22 protein-coding genes are annotated in these 21,231 nt (G+C 71.9%); 9 read left to right on the forward strand and 13 right to left on the reverse strand.

Annotation, left to right across the window (positions count from 1 at the left end; all coding sequences use genetic code 11):
- The first annotated feature begins 18 nt into the window (after positions 1-18).
- A complete protein-coding gene (locus P3X83_RS23010) occupies positions 19-957 on the forward strand; it encodes a CoA ester lyase (RefSeq protein ID WP_277307244.1) in 939 nt (312 codons plus the stop codon).
- A 16-nt stretch (positions 958-973) separates the two neighbouring features.
- Here P3X83_RS23010 and P3X83_RS23015 read toward each other — a convergent pair whose 3' ends face one another.
- On the reverse strand, positions 974-1,678 hold the full coding sequence (locus tag P3X83_RS23015) for a DUF6529 family protein (protein WP_277307245.1): 705 nt from the start codon (positions 1,676-1,678) through the stop codon (positions 974-976).
- Complete coding sequence (locus P3X83_RS23020) at positions 1,675-2,334, reverse strand: hypothetical protein (RefSeq protein ID WP_277307246.1); 660 nt, start codon at positions 2,332-2,334, stop codon at positions 1,675-1,677. The genes P3X83_RS23015 and P3X83_RS23020 overlap by 4 nt, the downstream gene beginning before the upstream one ends.
- Before the next feature lie 404 nt (positions 2,335-2,738).
- On the opposite strand from P3X83_RS23020, the gene P3X83_RS23025 reads away from it, so the two are divergent.
- Together P3X83_RS23025 and P3X83_RS23030 are read left to right on the forward strand one after the other, a co-directional pair.
- Positions 2,739-3,671, forward strand: a complete 933-nt coding sequence (locus P3X83_RS23025; protein ID WP_277307247.1) for a type II CAAX endopeptidase family protein — start codon at positions 2,739-2,741, stop codon at positions 3,669-3,671.
- A gap of 1,516 nt (positions 3,672-5,187) precedes the next feature.
- The gene (locus tag P3X83_RS23030) at positions 5,188-7,527 is read left to right on the forward strand and encodes an exo-alpha-sialidase (RefSeq protein WP_277307248.1); all 2,340 of its coding nucleotides are present in this window, start codon (positions 5,188-5,190) and stop codon (positions 7,525-7,527) included.
- Here P3X83_RS23030 and P3X83_RS23035 read toward each other — a convergent pair.
- Positions 7,496-7,909, reverse strand: coding sequence for an NUDIX hydrolase (locus tag P3X83_RS23035; protein WP_277307249.1), 414 nt, complete (start codon positions 7,907-7,909; stop codon positions 7,496-7,498). The genes P3X83_RS23030 and P3X83_RS23035 overlap by 32 nt on opposite strands.
- 74 nt (positions 7,910-7,983) lie before the next feature.
- On the opposite strand from P3X83_RS23035, the gene P3X83_RS23040 reads away from it, so the two are divergent.
- The 3 genes from P3X83_RS23040 (at position 7,984) to P3X83_RS23050 (ending at position 10,435) form a co-directional block, all read left to right on the forward strand.
- On the forward strand, positions 7,984-8,628 hold the full coding sequence (locus P3X83_RS23040) for a DUF6758 family protein (RefSeq protein WP_277307250.1): 645 nt from the start codon (positions 7,984-7,986) through the stop codon (positions 8,626-8,628).
- 82 nt (positions 8,629-8,710) lie between these two features.
- A complete protein-coding gene (locus P3X83_RS23045) occupies positions 8,711-9,427 on the forward strand; it encodes an MBL fold metallo-hydrolase (protein ID WP_277307251.1) in 717 nt (238 codons plus the stop codon).
- Positions 9,428-9,514: 87 nt separating this feature from the next.
- The gene (locus P3X83_RS23050) at positions 9,515-10,435 is read left to right on the forward strand and encodes a PD-(D/E)XK nuclease family protein (protein ID WP_277307252.1); all 921 of its coding nucleotides are present in this window, start codon (positions 9,515-9,517) and stop codon (positions 10,433-10,435) included.
- A gap of 31 nt (positions 10,436-10,466) precedes the next feature.
- Here the strand turns inward: P3X83_RS23050 and P3X83_RS23055 are convergent, their stop codons facing one another.
- From P3X83_RS23055 to P3X83_RS23070, 4 genes are all read right to left on the reverse strand, one after another.
- Positions 10,467-10,925, reverse strand: coding sequence for a carboxymuconolactone decarboxylase family protein (locus P3X83_RS23055; RefSeq protein ID WP_277307253.1), 459 nt, complete (start codon positions 10,923-10,925; stop codon positions 10,467-10,469).
- A gap of 88 nt (positions 10,926-11,013) precedes the next feature.
- Positions 11,014-11,925: an oxygenase MpaB family protein gene (locus P3X83_RS23060; protein ID WP_277307254.1), complete on the reverse strand. Its 912-nt coding sequence runs from the start codon at positions 11,923-11,925 to the stop codon at positions 11,014-11,016.
- A gap of 53 nt (positions 11,926-11,978) precedes the next feature.
- A complete protein-coding gene (locus P3X83_RS23065) occupies positions 11,979-12,857 on the reverse strand; it encodes an alpha/beta hydrolase (protein WP_277307255.1) in 879 nt (292 codons plus the stop codon).
- Between the two features lie 193 nt (positions 12,858-13,050).
- The gene (locus P3X83_RS23070; protein ID WP_277307256.1) at positions 13,051-15,006 is read right to left on the reverse strand and encodes a DEAD/DEAH box helicase; all 1,956 of its coding nucleotides are present in this window, start codon (positions 15,004-15,006) and stop codon (positions 13,051-13,053) included.
- Positions 15,007-15,377: 371 nt separating this feature from the next.
- Here P3X83_RS23070 and P3X83_RS23075 point away from each other — a divergent pair, with 371 nt between their 5' ends.
- Positions 15,378-16,052, forward strand: a complete 675-nt coding sequence (locus tag P3X83_RS23075) for a ferritin-like fold-containing protein (protein WP_277307257.1) — start codon at positions 15,378-15,380, stop codon at positions 16,050-16,052.
- 291 nt (positions 16,053-16,343) lie between these two features.
- The gene (locus tag P3X83_RS23080; RefSeq protein WP_277307258.1) at positions 16,344-16,862 is read left to right on the forward strand and encodes an SRPBCC domain-containing protein; all 519 of its coding nucleotides are present in this window, start codon (positions 16,344-16,346) and stop codon (positions 16,860-16,862) included.
- 29 nt (positions 16,863-16,891) lie between these two features.
- Here the strand turns inward: P3X83_RS23080 and P3X83_RS23085 are convergent, their stop codons facing one another.
- The 4 genes from P3X83_RS23085 to ligD all read right to left on the reverse strand — a co-directional run bounded on the left by P3X83_RS23085 (position 16,892) and on the right by ligD (position 19,129).
- Entirely contained in the window at positions 16,892-17,119 is a 228-nt protein-coding gene (locus P3X83_RS23085) for a DUF3107 domain-containing protein (RefSeq protein WP_277307259.1), read from the reverse strand.
- 102 nt (positions 17,120-17,221) lie between these two features.
- Positions 17,222-17,842: a TetR/AcrR family transcriptional regulator gene (locus tag P3X83_RS23090; RefSeq protein ID WP_277307260.1), complete on the reverse strand. Its 621-nt coding sequence runs from the start codon at positions 17,840-17,842 to the stop codon at positions 17,222-17,224.
- A gap of 99 nt (positions 17,843-17,941) precedes the next feature.
- A complete protein-coding gene (locus P3X83_RS23095; RefSeq protein ID WP_277307261.1) occupies positions 17,942-18,175 on the reverse strand; it encodes a hypothetical protein in 234 nt (77 codons plus the stop codon).
- Between the two features lie 60 nt (positions 18,176-18,235).
- The gene (gene ligD, locus P3X83_RS23100) at positions 18,236-19,129 is read right to left on the reverse strand and encodes a non-homologous end-joining DNA ligase (protein WP_277307262.1); all 894 of its coding nucleotides are present in this window, start codon (positions 19,127-19,129) and stop codon (positions 18,236-18,238) included.
- A 128-nt stretch (positions 19,130-19,257) separates the two neighbouring features.
- On the opposite strand from ligD, the gene P3X83_RS23105 reads away from it, so the two are divergent.
- Positions 19,258-20,121, forward strand: a complete 864-nt coding sequence (locus tag P3X83_RS23105; RefSeq protein WP_277307263.1) for a Ku protein — start codon at positions 19,258-19,260, stop codon at positions 20,119-20,121.
- A 3-nt stretch (positions 20,122-20,124) separates the two neighbouring features.
- Here P3X83_RS23105 and P3X83_RS23110 read toward each other — a convergent pair whose 3' ends face one another.
- A complete protein-coding gene (locus tag P3X83_RS23110; RefSeq protein WP_277307264.1) occupies positions 20,125-20,508 on the reverse strand; it encodes a hypothetical protein in 384 nt (127 codons plus the stop codon).
- On the reverse strand, positions 20,505-21,158 hold the full coding sequence (locus P3X83_RS23115) for a TetR/AcrR family transcriptional regulator (protein WP_277307265.1): 654 nt from the start codon (positions 21,156-21,158) through the stop codon (positions 20,505-20,507). The genes P3X83_RS23110 and P3X83_RS23115 overlap by 4 nt, the downstream gene beginning before the upstream one ends.
- Positions 21,159-21,231: the final 73 nt, after the last annotated feature.

The following is a 21,231-nucleotide window of genomic DNA, read 5'->3' on the forward strand; positions in this document are numbered from 1 at the left end:
GCCCGCTACGGTGTGCCCATGCGATCGCGACGTTCCTGCCTCGCCGTACCCGGCAGCAACCCCAGATTTTTGGAGAAGGCCCAGACTCTGGACGTCGACGAGGCGTTCCTCGACCTGGAGGACTCCGTGGCCCCCTCGGCCAAGGAGGAGGCCAGGCGCAACGTCGTGGCCGCGCTCCGCGAGGGCGACTGGACGGGCAAGACGATGGCGGTGCGGGTCAACGACCTCAGCACCCAGTGGACCTACCGCGACGTGATCGACATCGTCGAGGGCGCGGGCGACGCGCTCGACTGCGTCATGCTGCCCAAGGTGCAGGACGCCTCCCACGTCATGTGGATCGACACCCTGCTCACCCAGATCGAGCGGGCCAACGGTCTGCCGGTCGGCCGGATCGGCGTCGAGGCCCAGATCGAGGACGCCAGGGGCCTGGTCAACGTGGACGCCATCGCCGGAGCGTCGCCCCGGCTGGAGACGCTCGTCTTCGGCCCCGCCGACTTCATGGCCTCGATCAACATGCGCACTCTGGTCGTCGGCGAGCAGCCCCCCGGATACACCGAGGGCGACGCGTACCACTACATCCTGATGCGCATCCTGATGGCCGCCAGGACCCACGACCTGCAGGCCATCGACGGCCCCTACCTCCAGATCAAGGACCTCGACGGCTTCCGCAGGGTCGCCGGCCGGGCGGCGGCGCTCGGCTTCGACGGCAAGTGGGTGCTGCACCCCACGCAGGTCGAGGCCGCCAACGAGGTGTTCTCCCCGACCCAGGCCGACTACGACCAGGCCGAGCTGATCCTCGACGCGTACGAGTACCACACGACGGTCGAACGGCGCGGGGCCGTCATGCTCGGCGACGAGATGATCGACGAGGCGTCGCGCAAGATGGCGATCGTGGTGGCCGCCAAGGGGCGGGCCGCCGGGCTGCGGCGGACCACCGCCTTCACGCCCCCGAGCTGACCCGCGTCCCGGCGGGTCAGAACTTCACGCCCATCACCGTGAAGAACCACAGTGACGAGGTCAGCCACAGGCCCACCAGGGCCGTGAACGCCAGGCCGCCGAGCACGGGCAGGCCCCACCCGGGCACGTCCGGTTTGGGCAGTGCGAGCATCTTCGCGGTGAACACGCCGTAGAAGAAGCAGCCGAGCAGCGAATGGACCAGCACGCGGGCCACGTCGTACTGCAGGCCGAGCGCGTACAGGCAGTGGAAGGCCACCGGGATCGTGAGCAGGAACGCCACCCGTCCCGACCAGCGGTGCAGGCCGCCGATCCAGGACGGCGGGCGGGCCACGGGCAGCCTGCCGTACATGACGAGGGCCGATCCCACCTGGACCAGCGCCCCCACGAACGCGCCCGTGGTGAACCACGCCTTCATCGCCAGCGGCCCGGAGAACCCGGCGGGACCGACGGCGAAGCCGGTCGGCGTGTGCAGCCGCCCGTAGACGCCGAGCGCCAGGGCCAGCAGGCCCCCCGCCAGCAGCGGGACCAGCAGCGCCCGCGCTCCCGGTCGCGCTCCCGGCTGGGGGCCCAGTTGAGGGCTCGGTTGAGGGCTCGGTTGGGGGCCCGGCTCCGGGATCGGAGCCTCGCTCCGGATGGCGCCCGCCGCCCTGTCCCGGCCGAGCGGGACGGTCCACGAACTCGTCGGGTCCTGGTCGGGGTCGTGTCGCTGGGATAGGTTCATGGCATTTCTCCGATGAACTCGTCCACGTCCTTGGCGTCCACCCGGGTTCCTTCGATCGTGGGATCGGTGCCCGGGGTGAGCACCGGAGCCTCCACCGGCCGGTCGTCCAGCCGGGCGGCGCCCGTCTGGGTGCCGTCGGCGAGCACGATCCAGCCCGCCTTGACCCGCGCGCCGCGCACGATCGCGCTGGCCCGGTAGAGCCCGGAGGGCTTCTTGGCGACCGGCGCGGTGAAGTCCCACGTCTTGCCGCCGATGGCCAGCTCGCCCGATGCCTTGCCGTCGCCGAGCCGCGTGGACACGGTGGCCTCGCCGAAGCCCTTGAGGGTCACCTCGCCGTCCCCGGCGCGCCCGGTGAACCAGGCCTCGGCCTTGCCGTCGCAGAAGTAGGCGATCACCTTGCCGCCCCGGACCGAGACGGCGATCAGCCCGCCGTTGCCCTTGACGCGTCCCGCGTAGTCGGCGCGGGCGGGCGCCTGCCGTGCGGTCTTGACCGCCTTGGGCGGGGTCGCCCCCGTGGTCGCCTCGGCGCTCTGCGTCTCCGCCCGCGCGGCGTGCGGAGCGCCCGCCGAGGAGGCCGCCGAGACGCTGAGGACACCGAGCGTCGCGGCGACGAGCCCCCCTGCCGCCAGCGTCAGCGCCGGTCCCAGCCTTGCCATGGCTTCTCTCCAAGCAGTCCGTGGAATGTCCGGTACCGAGCGTCGGCGAGGATCGCCGGTGGCGTCTATGAACAAATACGCACAGCCAGTGGCGGGGAAGAATGGAAGACATGTGCGAAGAAGACCGTCCCGAGACCCGGCCGGACAGTCCTGCCCGGCAAGGCGGTCCCGAGCCACCCGGCGACCCCTCGCGCCCCGGAACCCCTCGTCCCGGTGACGCCGGCCGGGCGGCGGGCGGATCGCCCGCCTGGCCGCCTCCGTCCGTCTACCCGGGCGCCGGTCCTTTTCCGGGGCCGGGGCCGTACAACGCCGGCGGGATCAACGGCGTCCACGGTTCGGCCGCGGGTGGTCCATATCCGCCGGAGCATATGTACGGCACGCCTCCGCCGCCTCAGCCCTGGACGGTGGGCCCGGAGCCCGGCCTGACCTACGACCACCTGGCGCGGACCCCGCTGCACCGCTGGTGGCGGCCGGTCCTCGGCAGCGTCCTGGTCGCGGCGGGCTACCTGCTCGTCACCTTCGTCGTGCTGTTCGGCGGCATGGTGGTCGGCGGCCTTCTCGGCTTCAACATGACGCCGCGGGTGGACACCCTGTTCGCCGACCCGATGGTCTCCCTGGTCGTCACCCTGCTGTCGATCGGCGCCGCGCTTCCCGTGGTCCTCGGGGTGGCGTGGCTGATCCAGCGCAGGCCGCCGGGCACGCTCTCGTCCGTGGTCGGGCGCCTGCGGTGGCGCTGGATGATGCTCTGCGTGCCGGTCGCGCTCGGCGCGTGGGTGCTCGGCCAGATCGCCTCCACCATCATCTACGCGTTGACCGGTGAAGACGTCTCGGGCGGGGTCGGCTGGGCCCGTTGGGACACCGCCGTGACCGGGCTGGCCATCACCCTGCTGCTGGTGCCACTGCAGGCCGCCAGCGAGGAGTACCTGTTCCGGGGCTGGGTGATCCAGGCGTTCGGCGCGTTCGTGCGCACGCCGTGGCCGGGCATCCTGGTCGGCGCGGCCGGGTTCACGGCCCTGCACAACTACACCGGCTGGGGCATCCTCGACGTCTTCGCGTTCGGCGCGGTGACGGGATGGCTGGCGGTGCGCACCGGCGGGTTGGAGGCCCCCATCGCGCTGCATGTGATCAACAACGTGCTGGGGTTCGGGCTCAGCTCGGCGGCCGGGACGCTGAACGACGCGCTGCGCCAGGGCGCGGTCGGGTGGCAGTCCCTGATGGGCACCGCGGTGCAGCTCGCCGTCTTCGTGATCGTGGTGCTCGTGCTGGCGCGGCGGCGGGGGGTCGAGACGACGTCTCCAGCCGGAGATAAATCGCCGCCACTCCCGGTAAATATGTGACAAAGCCTCACAAGGACGATTAAAAGCCACCGGCCGCGAAAAAATCTGACTAGAGAGGTCTCGCCAGAGCGAGTCCGCCGTGTTGCCCTGGTGTGGATGAGACACCGCGCAGGGCGGGCGGACGCGAGCGGGAGGTGATCGTCGCGACGGGCCGGGTATGGGTTGAAGAATCCAAATTTGCCGCTCATGTCGGCATTTCGGGAGCCGACCTGTGGAACGGTCCGTATGTGATACTCCGGCCTGGAAAGGGATCGGCGACGCCGCCAGGTTTGGGAGATACGAACGTGCAAGCCCCGACGAGGAGGTGCTGAGCGTGGCCTCGGGCCCCCACGACCCGCGCTCACGAAACCGGCCGGTTGACGACGAAGGCGCCCAGGAGGAATCCTCCGCGCCGCCGCAGCCGTCACAGGAGCCCCACCGGCCGCCCGCGCTTCAGCACACGCCACCGGGGCCGCCCGGCGACGGCTCGGTGGGCACGCCCCTGGCCTCCCCATGGGGGATGCCGCCCTTCTCGGCGCCGATCTCCGAAGACCCGCCGCCCGAGGGCGAACGCCCGCAGTCGCCGCCATCGTCGGCGTCGCGCCGCCGCCCTTACGGCCAGCCGTACGCGCGGCAGCCCCGCCACGGAGCGGGACCGGCGCCAGAAGCCCCTCAGGGCGACGCTGGGGGGCCGGAGGGCGCCGGGACTCCACAGGGTCCCGGACGGCACGCTTCGGGCTCCCAGGGCGACGGCAGCGCCCCGGGGGAGGAACGGTCGAATCCCTTATCGGCGCCCGGAACGCCAGAGAGCCCGCCCGGCCCGCCCAGGCGCATCGCCGACCGCCCCGACAAACTGGTCGCCACAGGCCCGCCACGCAAGCCGTCCAACCGCCCCTCCAAGGGCCGCCACGCCGGCCGCCAGCCCTACGGCCCCGTCCCCCAGCCACCCCCCGAAGACTCCGCCGACACCAAGCCCTACCCCCGCCCCCGAGTCTGGCCGGACCCCCCACACCCACAAGACCCAGCCAGCGCCCCCTCCACGCCACCGGCCACAGACCACGACGCCCCCGCATCCCCCGCCCCCTGGCCGCCGGAGAGCGATGCCGGCGGCACCGCCCCTCCCGCCCCCTGGCTGCCGGAGGGCGATGACAGTAGCGTCGCCCCTCCCGGCCCGCACCCCCCGCACATGGGTACACCTCCGGCCGCGCCCAACAGCGGCCCATGGCCACTGGAGGCGGACGGCGGTGCCGGATCTCCCGGTGCCTGGTCACCGTCCGCCGATGGGTTGGAGGGGGACGGCGGGGCCGGGGCGACCGGGGTTCGGTGGGGGGATGTTGGGAGGCCGGACAGCAGTGCGCATGAGCCGGTGCATCGGGTGGGGCGGCCTCCGGGAGGGAGGCCGGCGCGGCCGGATCGGCTGGTGGCGCAGGGGGCGGCGCGGAAGCCCGGGCACCAGGGGGACGGCGGGCAAGGGACTCATCCGCCGTCCGCGACGCGGCGGTCCACTCCCATGCGCAGGCGCAGTGGTGGACGCCGGTTGCTCACCCCCGTCCTGCTGATCGTCGTGATCGCCGCCGCCATCGGCGCCGGGGTGGTGGTCTGGCAGTGGGTGGGCAGCCCCGTCAGCACCGGCCTGCGGCTCGCCGACGGCGACGGCGGGTCGGGGGACTCGGTGTTCACCGTCCCGGCGGGAGGCGCCGGTTCGAGTCAGGTCCTCAACGCCGTCGCCTCCGTCGGCGACACCATCGTGGCGGCCGGTAGCGACACCACCAGCCCGGTGCCCCGCCCGCTGTTCCTGATGTCGCGCGACGGCGGCAAGTCCTGGCAGCTCGGCAGCGTCTCGGGCCAGGGCGGGTACGAGGCCGGGCCGAGCACGGTCGGCAGCGTCGCGGGCGGTGACGGCCGGTGGCTGGCCGTCGGCGACGCTTCACAGGGCTACCCCGTCGCGGGCCAGGACGCCGGGACCTCCGGCCGTGGCATGTGGACGAGCACGGACGGCTTCGGCTGGAGCGCCGTGGAACCCGCCGGGCTGACGGCGTTCCGGGGCGGTGACAGGATCGCCGACATCGCCCGTACCAAGGCCGGGTTCGTGGCCGTGGGCGCGACCGTCCTGGACGACGGCACGGCGGGCCCGATCGTCTGGCTGTCCCCCGACGGCCGCACCTGGGACCGCGTGCCCGGCGCCGACGTCGGCAGCTCGCAGGAGGTGCGCGGCATCAAGGCCGTCGTGGCCAAGGGCGACGACGTGGTGGCGCTGGCCGACGCGCCCTCGGGCGGGGCCACGTCCGTGGTGCTGCGCTCGGCCGACGGCGGGCGCACCTGGAAGCGGGCGGAGGCCGCGCTGTCCGGCGTGACCCCGAGGCCCGGCGCGCTCGCGGTGGCGCCCGGCGGATTCGTGGTGGTCCCCACCCGCCAGCGCACCGACGCCGGTGACGTGCGCGTCCACTGCTCCTCCGACGGCGCGAAGTGGGACGCCTGCGGCTCCATCAAGGGCCTGCCACGAGACAGCACCGGCGTCACCGGGATCGCCTCCTCGGCGGCGGGTGTCGCGGCCGTCGCCCGGGTCGGCTGGGAGCGTTACGCCGTCTACAACAGCAAGGACGGCAAGAGCTGGGCCAAGGGCACCGACCTCGGCGAGGTGCCCGGCACGCTGCGGGCGCTCAGCGTGTCCGAGTCGGGCACGCTGGTGGTCGGCGGCGACAAGCGGGCCGCCGCCGACGTGGACAACCAGCTCGTGCTGATGACCGCGGCCAAGGGCAGCGCCGCCGTCCCGGTGGCGCTCGGCGACATCGAGGGCCTGACGAGGGTCGCGAGGGCGACGAACGGGCTGGGTGCGGCGAACGGCACGTTCGTCACGGTCGGCGCCGCCGCCGGCGACGCGGCGATCTGGACCAGCCGCGACGGCCAGACCTGGTCGGGCGCCGGACCCGTGGAGATCCTCGGCGGGGCCCATCGCCAGTCGCTGGGCGACGTCGCCTACGGCCGCAAGGGCTGGATCGCGGTCGGCGACACCATGCGCGACGCGTCGTCCACAGAGCCGCTGGTGGTGACCTCGGGTGAGGGCACCTCCTGGCGGCGCGTCCCGGTGAACGGGCCGCTGGCGCTGGCCGACGGCCACTACTACCTGGCCCCGCACGCCGTGGCGGCCTCCAAGGTCGAGTCCGGCAAGGGCGCGGGCTATGTGCTCGTAGGCGAGGACAGGGGGCCGGGCGGCGTGACCCCCGTCATGTGGTTCACCTCCGACCTGCGCCGCTACGCCCGCTCGGCGAAGCTGCCCGCGGGCGGGGCGGGGGTCCGCATCCACGACGTGACCGCCACTTCTGAGGGATTCGTCGCGGTAGGCGGCGCGGGGGCGGCCCGTCACGAGAGCGGCGTCGTGTGGGTGTCGGAGGACGGCCTCAACTGGACGGCCCGCAAGCGGGTCACCCCGCCGGACTCGTCATCCGCCGGGCTGCGGCACGTGGTCGCGGTGGGCGACCGGATCGTCGCCGTCGGCGACGCCAGGACGGACGGCGGGCGCCGCGCCTTCGCCGCCGTCTCCACCGACAACGGAGGGTCCTGGGAGTACGGCTGGCTGCCCGCCGACCAGGCCGCCGCCGTCCAGGACCTGGCCGCCTCGCCCGAGGACGACGACGGCGGCGGCATCGTCGCGGTCGGCTGGCACGGAGCGTCGGCGGAGAGCGACAGCGCCGCCTGGACCTCCTCGGACGGCCTGGAGTGGCAGCGCCAGTCGCTCACCCAGGAGGGCCTGGGCGGCGCGGGGGCGCAGTGGCTCAGGGCGGTCGCGGTCATGAAGGGTGACGTGGTCGCCGTGGGCCGGTCCACCACCTACAGCGCGGATCACCTCACCCTGTGGCGTACCGGCTTCCATCGATGAGTCCCCACTCCCGTAGGGCGTCGAGCAGGCCGTCCGTCAGGGGGAGGAGGCCCAGGTCGGCCACCGGCACCCAGCGGGCGTCGGCGGCGTCGTCGCCAGGCGTGAGGGCGGTGCCTCCGGAAGGGGTGGCCAGGTAGTCGCGGATCACGTAGACGACGCCGGGGGCGCCGGGGCGTTCGACCTCTCCGGCGAGCCCGCCGACGGTGACGCGCAGGCCGGTCTCCTCCAGGAGTTCGCGGGCGAGCGCCTGGTGGTCGGTCTCGCCGGGCTCGATCCTGCCGCCGGGGAGGGACCATAGGCCCTCTCCCGGCGGGCGGCCCCGCCGTATCAGGAGCATCCGGTCGCCGTCGAAGACGACGGCACCCACACAGTTCACCCGCATATATGCAAGATTACGGCCGGATAACGGGTCTGACTCTTGACGAACGGGGCGGTTAAGACGCAGCGTGAGAAAACGTGAGAGCCACGCCCATCTGCCCGCGTTGCCATGGCAGCCTCCGGCCACCGAGCGCCTGGTCCAGTGCGTGGCGCTGTCCCACCCACGGGGACGTGACGCCGCTGCAACCGCCCAGGCAGCCATCGCGCGCCGCCCTGGAGGCGGTTCGCAGGATCGCGGGCGTCCCGGTGTGGGTGCCCTGGCCGCTGCCGTCCGGCTGGCTGGTGACGGGGTTCGCCGAGGCGGGCGACGAGCGCACCGGCACGCGGGCGAGCGTGACGGCGCTGTGCGGGCCGTCCGTGACGCACGGCCCGGCGGACCTGCTCGTCGTGGCGGAGGAGCCGGGCGTGGGCGTGGGCGCGGGGTTCGCCGGGCTCGACGGTCCCGACCCGGGGCAGGGCTTCGACGAAGGCCCCCCGCACGCCAAGATCGACATCTTCGGGCACCCGACGCCCCTGTGGTGCGTGCCGGCCGCCTCCGACCGGGCCGTGTACGCGGGGGAGGCGCTGGGCAACTGGCTGTGGACGATCGCCTGGCCCGCCGAGGCGGGCTGCCTGATCGCGCTGGCCGAGCTGACCCTGCGCGACCTGCGGGAGAACGACCAGGACCTCGACCTGCCGTACGGGGCGTTCTCGCCGCGCCTGCCGGACGACGAGGGCGCCTGATCCGGGCACGGACGGCTTTGAATCGCCTGGGAGAGCGCGTGAACGCTGTGTTCTCTCATCCGGACGGGATAGGGTCTCCCCCGTGACTGCGCGTATCGAGAAAGTGGTGACCGAGGGCGTCGTCGACGTCGACGGCGTCGAGCACAAGGTGACGAACAACACCTACATCCTGGGTGACGACGACGAGGTCATCGTCATCGATCCCGCACGCGACGCGGACAAGCTCATGGAGCAGGTCGGCGAGCGCGACGTGCTCGCCGTCGTGTGCACTCACGGGCTCGCCGACCACGTCGGCGCGGCCATCGAGGTGGCCTCCCGAGACGAGGCCGTCGTGGCCCTGCATCCCAAGGACCGCAGGCTGTGGCGGGAGACCTGGTCGGAGACCTGGCCCGACATCGAGATGGAGGACGAGGGCCTGTTCGGCGTGGCCGAGGTCCAGCTTGAGGTGATCTCCACCCCGGGCATCACGCCGGGCGGCGTCTCGCTGCTCTGCGAGGAGCTGGGCGTGGTCTTCACCGGCAAGACCCTCCAGGCCGACGGCCCGGGCAGGCTCGGCGGGGAATACCCGGCGCTGGCCGACCAGCTCACCGCGATCGGCGAGCGGCTGTTCACGCTGCCCCACGACACCCGGGTGCTGCCGTCTCACGGCGACGAGACGACCATCGGCGAGCAGGAGCGTCACTTCGACGACTGGATCGGCGGCTCGCTCGTCAACCAGGCCGACGCCACTCCGCCCGCCGAATCCCCGCTGCCCGACGGCACCTCCGCCTCCGGCATCCGCCTCAACCTGGGCGACTGACCTCACCGCCCCGGCCGCACCGAAAACGTCGGTGCCCCGGGGTAGCGTGAGGCCCGCGAACCAGGTGACCAGGAGGGGCAGGCGGCGGTGGAGCAGCTCGGGCTTGACGGCATGCCACGGCGGCTCTACTCGTGCACGCCGTCCCGGCTGAACTCCTGGCTCGACTGCCGCAGGCGCTACCGGTTCACCTACCTCGACCGGCCCGCGCCGACCAAGGGCCCGCCCTGGGCCCACAACAGCGTGGGGGCGAGCGTCCACAACGCGCTGGCCGCGTGGTGGCGCGAGCCTTACGATCGGCGCACCCCGCCGATGGCGGGCCTGCTGCTCGACAACGGGTGGATCACCGAGGGCTTCCGCGACCAGGAGCAGTCCACGGCCTGGCGCGACCGGGCCCGCGAGATGGTCTCCGGGTACGCCTCGACCCTCGATCCGGCCGACGAGCCGGTCGGCGTCGAGCGCACCGTCGCCACGCGCACCTCCGTGCTGGCCCTGTCCGGGCGGGTCGACCGCATCGACCGGCGCGGCGACGAGCTGGTCATCGTCGACTACAAGACCGGCCGCCGCCCCCTCGGCCCTGACGACGCGCGCGGTTCGCTCGCCCTGGCCACCTACGCGATCGCCGCCTCCCGGGTGATGCGCCGCCCTTGTCACAAGGTCGAGCTGCACCATCTGCCCACTGGGTCCGTCGCCGAGTGGGAGCACACCGACGAGTCGCTCGGCCGTCATCTCCGCCGCGCCGAAGAGGTCGGCCTGGAGGCGGGGGAGGCCGACGACCGCTACCGCGCCTGGGCCGCGACCATCACCAAGGGCAAGGCGGGCCGTCCGGGCGGCGCGGCGCCCGCCGAGGGCGGGGTCCGCGTGCCGCCCGACGTTCCCGAGGAGGTCGCCGGGCTGTTCCCGGCGAACCCCGGCCCCATCTGCGCCTGGTGCGACTACCGCAAGCACTGCCCCGAGGGCCTGGCGGTGTCCACCGGCCGCGACCCGTGGGACGGCCTGGCCGACACCTGACCCCACCGACCCCGGGCCCGCGTCCCGGGCCTCAGTGCAGGGTGCCGGCGATCTGCCGGGTGGTGACGCTGATCCGGTTGAACATGTTGCTCATGGCGATCATGGAGACCAGCACGGCCAGGCCCTTCTCGTCGAAGTGATCGGCCGCCGCGTCCCACACGTGGTCGGGCACCGGGTCCGAGGAGTCGGCTATGCGGGTGACGGCCTCTGCGAGGGCCAGGGCGGCGCGCTCGCCGTCGTCGAAGCACGCCGTGTCGCGCCAGGCGGCCACGGCGTGCAGGCGCTCGTCGGTCTCCCCCTCCTTCTTCGACGTGCGCGTACCCATGTCCACGCACACGCCGCACCCGTTGATCTGGCTCACCCGCAGGTGCACGAGGTGCAGCGTGGCCGACGGCACCGCGCCCGAATTGTGGACGGCGGCGCCGAGCGCCATGGCGTGCTCCCTCAGCTCGGGGATGACCATGGCGGGGTTCTTCATCCGTGCCTGCATCGTTCGGTCCCTCCTCAAGGGTGAGCGACCGGGACCTTCCCGCCGCTCGCCCATACGACGGAGACGGCCTCGCGAAACGTGACAGGACTCAGGGGAGAACGCCCGGCGGCCAGCGGCGCGGGTCGGTGAGGCCGCGCAGGCCCTGGGAGGTGTCGTAGCCCGCCTCGGTGAGGCGCACGCGGGAGGCGGCGAGCATGGCCCGGGTGCTGGGCATGAAGGCCAGGTGGTGCACCTTCTCGGGGAGCTGGTTGGCGGCGAACCGGAACGCCGTCAGGGCGGCCGTGACGGCGGGCGCCGGCACCTCCGGCAGCGCGCCGTACATGCGCCTGGCCCAGCCGGGCAGGGTGAGGTAGCACAGCGCGCCGAAGGGGAAGTACAGCGGCTTCCCGAACGACAGGTAGCGCAGGTCGTCCGGCAGCCGCGGCCACATCAGGAAGCGCACGGCCGAGGCCGCCTCCGGCGTGAGGGCCAGCGAAGGGCGCATCGCGGCGAAATAGGCGTCCATCTCGGCCACCGAGCCGGGCACGTCCTCGGGGTGCAGGCCCACGTAGGCGGCGCTGCGGCGCTGCTCGGCCAAGTAGCGGTCGGCCTGCCGGTCGGTGACCCGCAGCCCGCCGCGCCGCGCCGTCTCCAGGTAGGAGATGACCTCGGCGCAGTGCACCCAGAGCAGCAGCTCGGGGTCGTCCACCCGGTGGGTCGTGCCGGTGTCCGGGTCCTTGATCCGCAGCGCCTTGTGGATGCCCCGAACGCGCCTGCCGACCTCGTCGGCCTCCTCGGGGCTGCCGTAGGTCACGCGGCCGACGAAGTCGGCCGTGCGGCGGAGCCGTCCGAACGGGTCGGTGCGGAAGTCGGAGTTCTGCCACACCCCGCGCATCGCCAGCGGATGCAGGGCCTGGAGCATCAGCCCGCGCACGCCGCCCACCCACATCGCACGATCGACGTGGATGCGCCAGGTGACCGAGTGCGGTGGCTGGACCACGATGTCTTCGACGCCGACCATCGCCTTCGATTCTCTCGCGCGACCCGCTCGGGCGGGCGGGCGACCCCCGCGATCTAGTAAGGCCCCCGGTAGGCGGCCTCGGCGGTGTGCCAGAACCGGTTCAGCGCCGCCGCGGTGGTCGCCGGGGCCTCGACGGCGGGGGAGTGCACCGCGCCGGGCACGACCACGCAGTCGGCGTCGAGACGCCCGGCCATGTCGGCCTGGGTGTCGGGGGGCCAGCCGTCGTCGTCTTCGCCGAACAGCACCAGGATGGGCACCTGGATCTCGGCCAGCTCTTCCGTGCGGTCACGCGCGGTGAGGATCTCCTGGCCCATGGTGGCCAGGCCGGTGACCGAGTTGGCCAGCAGCCGCTTGTGCAGGAAGTCTCTGATGTGCTCGGGCACGCCCGCCGCGACGGCCTCCGGCTCGACGCGGTTGGTCCAGATGCGCTCCACGCCCTGGACGGGCAGCTCGTCCATCATGATCCGGCCGATCCGCTCCCGGCGGCCGACTATCGCGGCCGGGCCGCTGCTCATCAGCGTGTAGGAGGCGAACCGGGTGCGGCCGTCGATCACCGTCTCGCGGGTGACCAGGCCGCCGAAGGAGTGACCGACCAGGTGCAGCGGCTCGCCGCCGGAGATCTCTTGGGCGATGGCGTCGATGTCGTCGCCGAGCGAGGCGCACCGGTAGGCGCGGGGGTCTTCGGGACCCACGGTCTCGTACTGGCCGCGCATGTCGATGGCGATCACCCGGCGGCCCGACTCGGCGAGCGGTTGCAGGATGGCCAGGAAGTCTTCCTTGCTGCCGGTCAGGCCGGGCACCAGGACGGCGGGCCAGCGCTCCGGCACGCCGTTGACCGGAAGCGCCTCCAGAACGGCGAAGGCGCCCGTGGCGGTCTCGATCCGCCCGGGGTGGACACCTTCCGGAAGTGTAAGAAAACGCGGCGTGCTCACGTGGGACCACAATACCCAGCGCGGACCGCGCCGACACCGTCGTAGCCACTACGCCGGTGCTGGTGGTACGGGGCGGCAGCGGAGTCGCGATCGCGTCCACCGTGACTCCGCGATGGTGGTCCGGTGACCGTGTGACAAGAGAGAAGGGCTGTCCGCAACTTGTTGCGGACAGCCCTTCGCGTCGTCGGTGACGTCAGTTACGGCGGTTGTTGTTGGCGCGCGGCCTGGCCGGACGGCGCCGGCGCTGGGTGCTGCGCTCTGTCGCGGCGGACGGCGCGATGTCGTCGTCGTCGGTGGCCAGGTCGGGTGACCGGAAGATCACCGTGAAGGGGCTCGCCGGGATGATGCGCTCGGGTTCGCGCCTCGTGGCGTCGGCGTACTCCATGTCACTCACCTCCTGGGTGTGGAACGGGGTGTCCGGCCCGGTGCCGTGCGGGGCCCGGCGGACGGACTCGACGGGGAAGTCGCCGGAGTCCTCGTGGTCCTCATGGTCGTCGTAGTCGTCATAGTCCTCGTGGTCGTAGTCGTCGTCCGCGTCGTCCGTGTCATCGATGTCACCGATGTCGCCGATGTCTCCGGCGTCGTCGGTGTGGTCGAAGCGGTCGTCGTCGAGATCGTGCTCCGGCAGCGTGCGCGCCCCCTGCGGGCCGTTGTCGGCGCCCCGGTCGGCTCGGGCGGGCCCGGACTCGGCGACGGGCGTTGCGGCCTCCACCGAGGAATCGGTGGCGACCACGGGCGTCTCGGCGGCCGCGGCCTCCTCCATGACCCGGCCGCCCCTGGTACGGCGGCGCTGCCGGGTGCGGGAGCGGCGCTCCTCGTCACGTGACTCACGTGACTCACGCGAGTCCCTGGAATCCCTGGAATCCCTGGAATCCCTGGAATCACGGTCGCGGTCTCTGGAGTCGCGGTCGCGACCGTCGCGGAACCGCGAGTCACGATCACGATCACGATCACGGTCGCGGCGTCCGGCCCGTCCGCGCGGACGGCCGGTCTCGCCCAGGTCCTCGATCTCCTCGGCCGCCAGGCCCGCCCGCGAGCGCTTCTCGCGCGGCAGGATGCCCTTGGTGCCCTCGGGGATGCCGAGCACGGTGTAGATGTGCGGCGAGGTGGAGTAGGTCTCCTCGGGCTCGGCGAAGTCGAGGCCCAGCGTGCCGTTGATGACCTTCCAGCGGGTGAGGTCCTCCCACTCCACGAAGGTCACCGCGACGCCGGTACGGCCCGCTCGGCCGGTGCGGCCGATCCGGTGGACGTACGCCTTGTCGTCCTGCGGGCAGTCGTAGTTGACCACGTGGGTGACGTCGTCGATGTCGATGCCCCGGGCGGCGACGTCGGTGGCCACCAGTACGTCGATCTTGCCGTTGCGGAACGCGCGCAGCGCCTGCTCGCGCTGTCCCTGGCCGAGGTCGCCGTGCACGGCGGCGGCGGCGAACCCGCGCTCCTGCAACTGCTCGGAGACCATGTCGCAGGCGCGCTTGGTCTCGCAGAAGACCATCGTCAGCCCGCGCCCCTCGCACTGGAGGAGCCGGCCCACGATCTCGATCTTGTCCATCCGGTGGACACGCCAGACGTACTGCGTGGTCTTGGAGGGAGCGTCGGACTCAAGGTCCTTGTTCTCGGCCCGCACGTGGGTGGGCCGGTTCAGGTAACGCCGGGACAGCGCGACGATCTCGCCCGGCAGCGTGGCCGAGAAGAGCATCGTCTGCCGGTCGGCCGGCAACAGCTTGATGATGCGCTCGATGTCGGGCAGGAAGCCCAGGTCGAGCATGCGGTCGGCCTCGTCCAGGACCAGCATGGTGACCTGGCTCAGGTCGAGGTGCTTCTGCTTGACCAGGTCGAGCAGTCTGCCGGGGGTGCCGACGATGACGTCGACCCCGGCCTTGAGCGCCTCCACCTGGGGCTCGTAGGCGCGCCCGCCGTACACCGAAAGGACGCGGGAGCCGAGTTTGCCGGCGGCGGTGGTCAGGTCCTCGGTTACCTGAAGCGCCAGCTCTCTCGTGGGGACGACGACCAGCCCGCGCGGCTTCTTGCGGTTCTTGCGGGGCTTGCCGATGCGCTGCAGCATGGGTATGCCGAACGCGTAGGTCTTCCCGGTGCCGGTGCGAGCCTGGCCGATGACGTCCTGGCCGCTCGCGGCCAGGGGGAGGGCCATCTCCTGTACGGGAAACGGCGTCGTGATGCCCTCGGTCTCGAGGGCATCGGCGATCTCTGGAATGACTCCGAGGTCTCGGAAAGTCGTCAGCGTGTGCCTGCCTAAGTCTCTGTCGAAGGCGGCCACGCCGGGACCACAGGCCGTAAGATTCCCCCGGGCAGGGGTCCTCGCGGAAGGCCAGCCCTCATCAATACATACGCGACCTGCGCACCACTGACATGGGGGCATCCGAGGGCATGGCCCACGGATCTACTCAGCGCGGTCGCACTTTCACAGTGCAGTGTACTCGATAGCACAACAGAGAACAGATTTCTGTTTGTTCCCCACGTTTCGGTCTCGGGGTAACCCCTCTTAACTCGTACCCTGCATCCATGAGTGAAACCCCTCTCGCCGCGAGTTCTTCGGGCGTCGTGGATCTCCTCGGGGTCCTCGCCTACGCCGAGCTGACCGCCTTCTGGCGCCTCGCGGAGGACGCTGCCAGGCTCGCGCCCTCGCTGACCGACCGGGCCGCGCTGAGCGACCTGGCCGCGACCGAGTACGCCCACTTCCGCCTGGTTCGCGACCGGCTCACCTCGATGGGCGCCGAGCCGGAGGAGGCGATGGCCCCGTTCGTCGAGGCGCTGGACGACTGGCATGCCAAGACCGAGCCGGGCGACTGGCTGGAGGCCCTGGTCAAGGCGTATGTGGGCACGGGAATCGCGCTGGACTTCTACCGCGAGGCCGCCCGTCACGCGGATCCGGAGACGAGCAGCCTGGTGGACGAGGTCCTGGCCGACGAGGGCCGCTCGGAGTTCACGGTCGAGCGGGTCAGGGCCGCGCTGGGCAAGAACCCCAAGATCGCGGGCAGGCTCGCGCTGTGGGCCAGGCGCATGGTGGGCGAGGCGCTGAGCCAGGGGCAGCGGGTCGCCGCGGCCCGGCCCGACCTCGCGGCCCTGCTGGTGGGGCCGTCGGGGGAGGACCTCGCGGAGATCTCGCGGATGTTCGCCCGGCTCACCGAGGCCCACGGCAAGCGGATGAGCGCCCTGGGGCTGACCCCCGGCCCCTGATCCGCCCCTGACCTCGATCCCCCACCCCTGATCGTCGGGGCTCGCCTGAGCCGTCCCGGACCTGCCGGGTCTGTCGATAGGGCGGCGCGGAGGCGCCGCGCGGCGGTACCGTGCGAGTCATGAGGGCCTCGCGCCGAGACGGCGGTTCCTTGACGAGATGCGGGCCTGGTCGCTGGACCACGCGCGCGGTGCTGCGCAGGGGAAGCGAGGGGTGCCCGATCATCGGCCGCGGACCCGACGACCACCTCCGGCGGGCACGCCGTCCGGCCGGCTGCCTGCTCGGCGAGCGCGATGAGTGTTCCCGGGGCCGCTGAGCCGCATCCAGGCGTGGTGCCGCCGATCAGGCATGCCGTCACCGTCAGGGGCGACCGCGAGCACGTCTACGACGCGTTCGTCCGCGAGATCGGCACCTGGTGGCCCACCCGCACGCTGTCGCTGGGCGCGACCCTGGCCCGGGAGGTCCGGGTCGAGCCCAGGCTGGGCGGGCGGGTCTACGAGGTGTGGCACGACGGCGGCGAGTACGACTGGGGCGAGATCGTGGTCTGGGAGCCCCCCGAGCGGTTCGCGATGACCTGGGAGGCCACCGCGCTCACCGCGCGCAGTGGCGTGCTGAGCGCGATCGAGGGCGGCGCGGTGACCGAGGTGGAGATCCGCTTCGTCGACCTCGGGCCCTCGCTGACCATGGTCGAGCAGGAGCACCGGGGCTGGGAGCGGCTGTCGGCGGAGTTCAGGTGCGCCTGCCCGCCCGGATACCAGGCGGGCTGGAGCATGCTGCTCGAACGGTTCGCCGCGCATGTGGCGCGGCGCTGAGTGGGCCGGGCGGCCTTCGAGGGGTGGGGTCAGAGGCCGCCGAAGCCCACCGGGCGCGACTCGTCCTCGCCGATCTCGACGAAACCGAGTGAGGTGACGGGCACCACGACCCGGCGGCCGTTCGTGTCGGAGATCGCGAACACGCCTCGCTCGGCCGCGAGGGCGTTGCGCAGCTCCTCCTCGATCTGCTCGGCGGTCAGGTCGGTTTCCACGACGAGTTCGCGGTGGACCGAACGCACGCCGATCTTGATTTCCATCGGGCTCCCTTTCGACGAGGCTGCTTCTCCCATGGTCGCCCTCACCCCTGCCGATGTGGCGGTTGATCGCGTCAAGCGAACAGGGACGGCCGCGCCGGGCGTTCAGCCGGTGCGGGGGAAGCCGCCGATGCCGCGCCAGGCCAGGCGCGCCATGAGCTGGGTCGCCGCGTCCTTCGGGATGGTGTCGCCGCTGGTCAGCCAGTAGCGCGCGCTGACCTCTGCCAGGCCCACCAGCCCGATGCTGAGCAGGTGCGCCTCCTCGCGGGAGCAGCCGGTCTCCTCCTGGATGACCGCGCTGATCATGTCGGCGCTCTCACGCAGCGATCGTTCCACCCGCTGGCGCACGTCGGCCACGTTGCGCAGGTCGGATTCGAACACCAGCCGGAAGGCCTCGCCCTGGCCGGAGATGAAGTCGAAGAACGCCCCGATCGCCGCCTGCACCCGCTGCTTGTTGTCGTTCGTCGAGGCCAGCGCCTCGCGGCAGCGGGTGACCATGTCGTCGACGTGCATGTCGAGCAGGGCCAGATAGAGTTCGAGCTTGCTCGGGAAGTGCTGGTAGAGCACCGGCTTGCTGACCCCGGCGCGCTCGGCGATGTCGTCCATGGCGGCGGCGTGGTAGCCGTTCTCCACGAACACCTGTTGCGCCGCCCCCAGCAACTGGCGGCGGCGGGCCAGCCGGGGCAACCGGGTGCCCCGGGGTTTGGCTTCCGGGGTGGCGGTCACGGCGGTCTCCTAGCTGACGGCGGTCGGTTGACGTGGGGCGGTGGGGTGTTTCTCACTGCCCGCACGGTTTCGCGACATCCTACGCGCGGGTAACACGGCTCAGCGATAGTCGTCTTCGTCGATGTCGACCGTGCGTTCCTGGTCGGCGGCGTCGAAGGGGTCCACGTCGAAGGGGATCTCCTGCCGCCACCGGCCGCCGGTCGCCGCGCGCATCTCGCGATGCTGCTCGACGGCGTCGGCCTCCTCGATCTCGATGGCGATCTCCTGCATGGACGTTTCTTCGTCGAGAGCGCGGTCGACGAGGCTGTCACCGCGCACGTCCATCTCCGACATCGGTCGTCCCTCCCTCGATGAAACCGACAGGGTCCACACTACGGCCCCCCTCCGACAACGCTAGTGCGCCACCGGGCCGAAGAGGTCTCCATGGTCGTCCACCCTGGTCAGGACTTCGGACGCGGTGAACGCCAACTCGTGCGGATTGTCGCACTCCTCGACCTCTTCCCAGGTGAGCGGGGTTGACACGGTGGGACGGGAACGGGCTCGCAGCGAGTACGGCGCGACGGTGGTCTTGGCCGGGTTGTTCTGGCTCCAGTCGATGAAGACCTTGCCCTCGCGCGCCTTCTTGGCCATCACGCTGACGATCTCGCCGGGGTGCCCGGCCTCCAGACGGCGGGCGATCTCCCTGGCGTACTCGCGGGAGTCGCCCGCGCGGCGCCAGGGGGCGTAGAGCTGCATGCCCTTGCTGCCACTGGTCTTCGGGCAGGCGGTCAGGCCGTCCTCGGCCAGCACCTCGCGCAGCAGCAGGGCGACCCGGCAGCACTCCACGACGGTGGCGGGCGGGCCCGGGTCGAGGTCGAAGACCAGTGTGTCGGGGGCGAGTGCCTGCCCCTGCGGGCTCACCCGCCACATCGGCACGTGCAGTTCCAGGGCGGCCAGGTTGGCGTAGTAGACCAGGTCGGGGAGGTGCTCGATGACGGCGAAGTCGATGGTGTCGCGGTCCTTGGTGCTGCCCGGCGCGGGGAGGGTCGCGGTGCGGATCCAGCCGGGCAGGTGGCGGGGGGCGTTCTTCTCGAAGAAGAAGGGGCCGTCGACGCCGTCGGGGTAGCGCTTGACGGTGAGCGGCCTGCCGTCCAGGTGGGGGAGGAGGACCGGGGCGACGCGCGAGTAGTAGTCGATGACCTCGGCCTTCGTGAAGCCCTCCTCCGGATAGAGGACCTTGTCCAGGTTGCTCAGCCGCAGCGACCTGTCGGCGACCCGGACCGTCACCCGGCCGCTCCCAGCGGGCATCGGATTCCCCATGACGGGTATGTCCCCCAAAGGTGAGGGATTCCATTCGGGTGTGGCCTTAATCGAACCTGTGTATGAATATGTGGACGAGGCCCGACGGCTTGGGCGGGATCCGGTTGGGAGAGGCGATGCGCAGCATCTGGAAGGGCGCGATCTCCTTCGGGCTGGTCACGATCCCCGTCAAGCTCTACTCGGCCACCGAGCAGAGGGACGTCACCTTCCACCAGGTCCACCGGGCGGACGGCGGCCGGATCAGATACAAGCGGGTCTGCACCGTCGACGGCGAGGAGGTCGCCTACGCCGACATCGCCAAGGGCTACGAACTGGCCACCGGCGAGATCGTGGTGCTGACGGACGAGGACTTCGAAGACCTCCCGCTGTCCACGTCCCGCCGAATCGACGTGCTCCAGTTCACCCCGGCCGAGCAGATCGACCCGATCTACTTCGCCAAGTCCTACTATCTGGAGCCGGACGCGCAGGGTGCCAAGCCGTACGTGCTGCTGCGCGACGCCCTTGAGCGGTCCGGGCAGGTCGCCGTCGTGAAGATCGCGCTGCGCCAGCGCGAGTCGCTGGCCACGCTGCGCGTCCGCGACGGCATCTTCGTCCTGGAGACGATGCTGTGGCCCGACGAGATCCGCGGCGCCGAGTTCGGGTTCCTCGACGAGGACATCGACGTCCGGCCGCAGGAGCTGAAGATGGCCGAGTCGCTGATCGACACCATGGCCTCCGACTTCGAGCCCTCCGAGTACCACGACAGCTACCGCGAAGCCCTGCAGAAGGTCATCGAGGCCAAGGTCGAGGGTCGCGAGGTCGTCCAGCCCGAGGCCGGCGAGGAGGAGGCCGGGCCCGCCGTCGACCTCATGGCCGCGCTGCGCGCCAGCGTGGACGCCGCCAAGAAGGAACGCGAGGGCACCCCGCGCAAACGGGCGGCCGGGAAGAAGGCCGAGCCCGAGGAGGACAAGCCCAAGCGCCGCCCCCGCAAGTCGGCGTAACCCCTACCCCGTGGGTAGTCGGCTCCTGGGGTGAGATCCATGACCGACGTCGCCACAGTGCTGCGGACCGCCGGGGAGACCTACGCCGAACAGGCCGGGATCAAGCTCCGCGCCCGGCCGCGCCCGCTGTTCCAGCTCCTCGTCCTCGCCAACCTGCTCGGCGCGCGCATCAACGCGGGCGTCGGCGTGGCCGGAGCCCGCGAAGCATTCCCGCCGCCGTGGAGACAAGACCGCCCGCGAACTCACCACCGCGTCAAGCAGTCCACCCGGAGAGGGACGAAGATCGGGCGGTTCGCGGCCTCCGGGAGCGTGCACTCCGTGCTCGCGCAGCCAGTGCCCGTAGTCGTCGGGGATCATGTGCTGCCGCGCGTCGATGTATCCGGTCATGCGGGTTCCTCCTCGGCCGGGGGGCGTAGCAGCCGGTCGGCCTGCTTGAGGACGGCCGTCAAGTACCGGCCCGTGGAGTCGGGATCGTCCGATGCGTTCGAATCGAGGAGCATGCGGTACATCGCCGCGCCGACCACCATGTCGATCACGGTGTCGATGTCGGCGTCGGCGGCCAGGCGGCCGTCGCGCCGGGCCTGCTCCAGCGTGGAGTGGATCAGGCGGCGGCGGGGCCGGATGTACTGCTCGCGGTAGGTGTCCAGCAGGGACGGCTGGGCGAGGCTGGAGCCGATGAGCTGGGCGAGGATCGCCCGGAACCGGGCGTCGCCGAACGTGCGCACCCAGGAGTCGATGAGCCGCTCGTCGGCCGGCCGCGCCGTGAGGTCGGCGGTGGACCAGACCTCCTCCTCGGGGACGAGGGTGCGGGCGTGCTCGATCGCCTGGGTGAGCAGTTCCTCCTTGGACGACCAGCGCCGGTAGACGGTGACCTTGGCGACGCCCGCGCGCTTGGCGATCCGCTCGAAGTTCGCGCCCTCCAGGCCGCGCTCCACGAACAGCTCCAGCGCCGCCTTCATGATCGTCTCATCGGCCTCGGGATCGCGCGGCCTGCCCCGGCTGCGCCGCGTGGAAGCCTGGCCCGGGGTTTCCGGCATCCGCTCGCCTCGTTTCACAAACGCATACGGTTGCGTTTGCATAATAACGCGGCCCGCGCCGCCGCACGTTGGG

Source organism: Spongiactinospora sp. TRM90649, from assembly GCF_029382225.1.
Classification (GTDB): domain Bacteria; phylum Actinomycetota; class Actinomycetes; order Streptosporangiales; family Streptosporangiaceae; genus Spongiactinospora.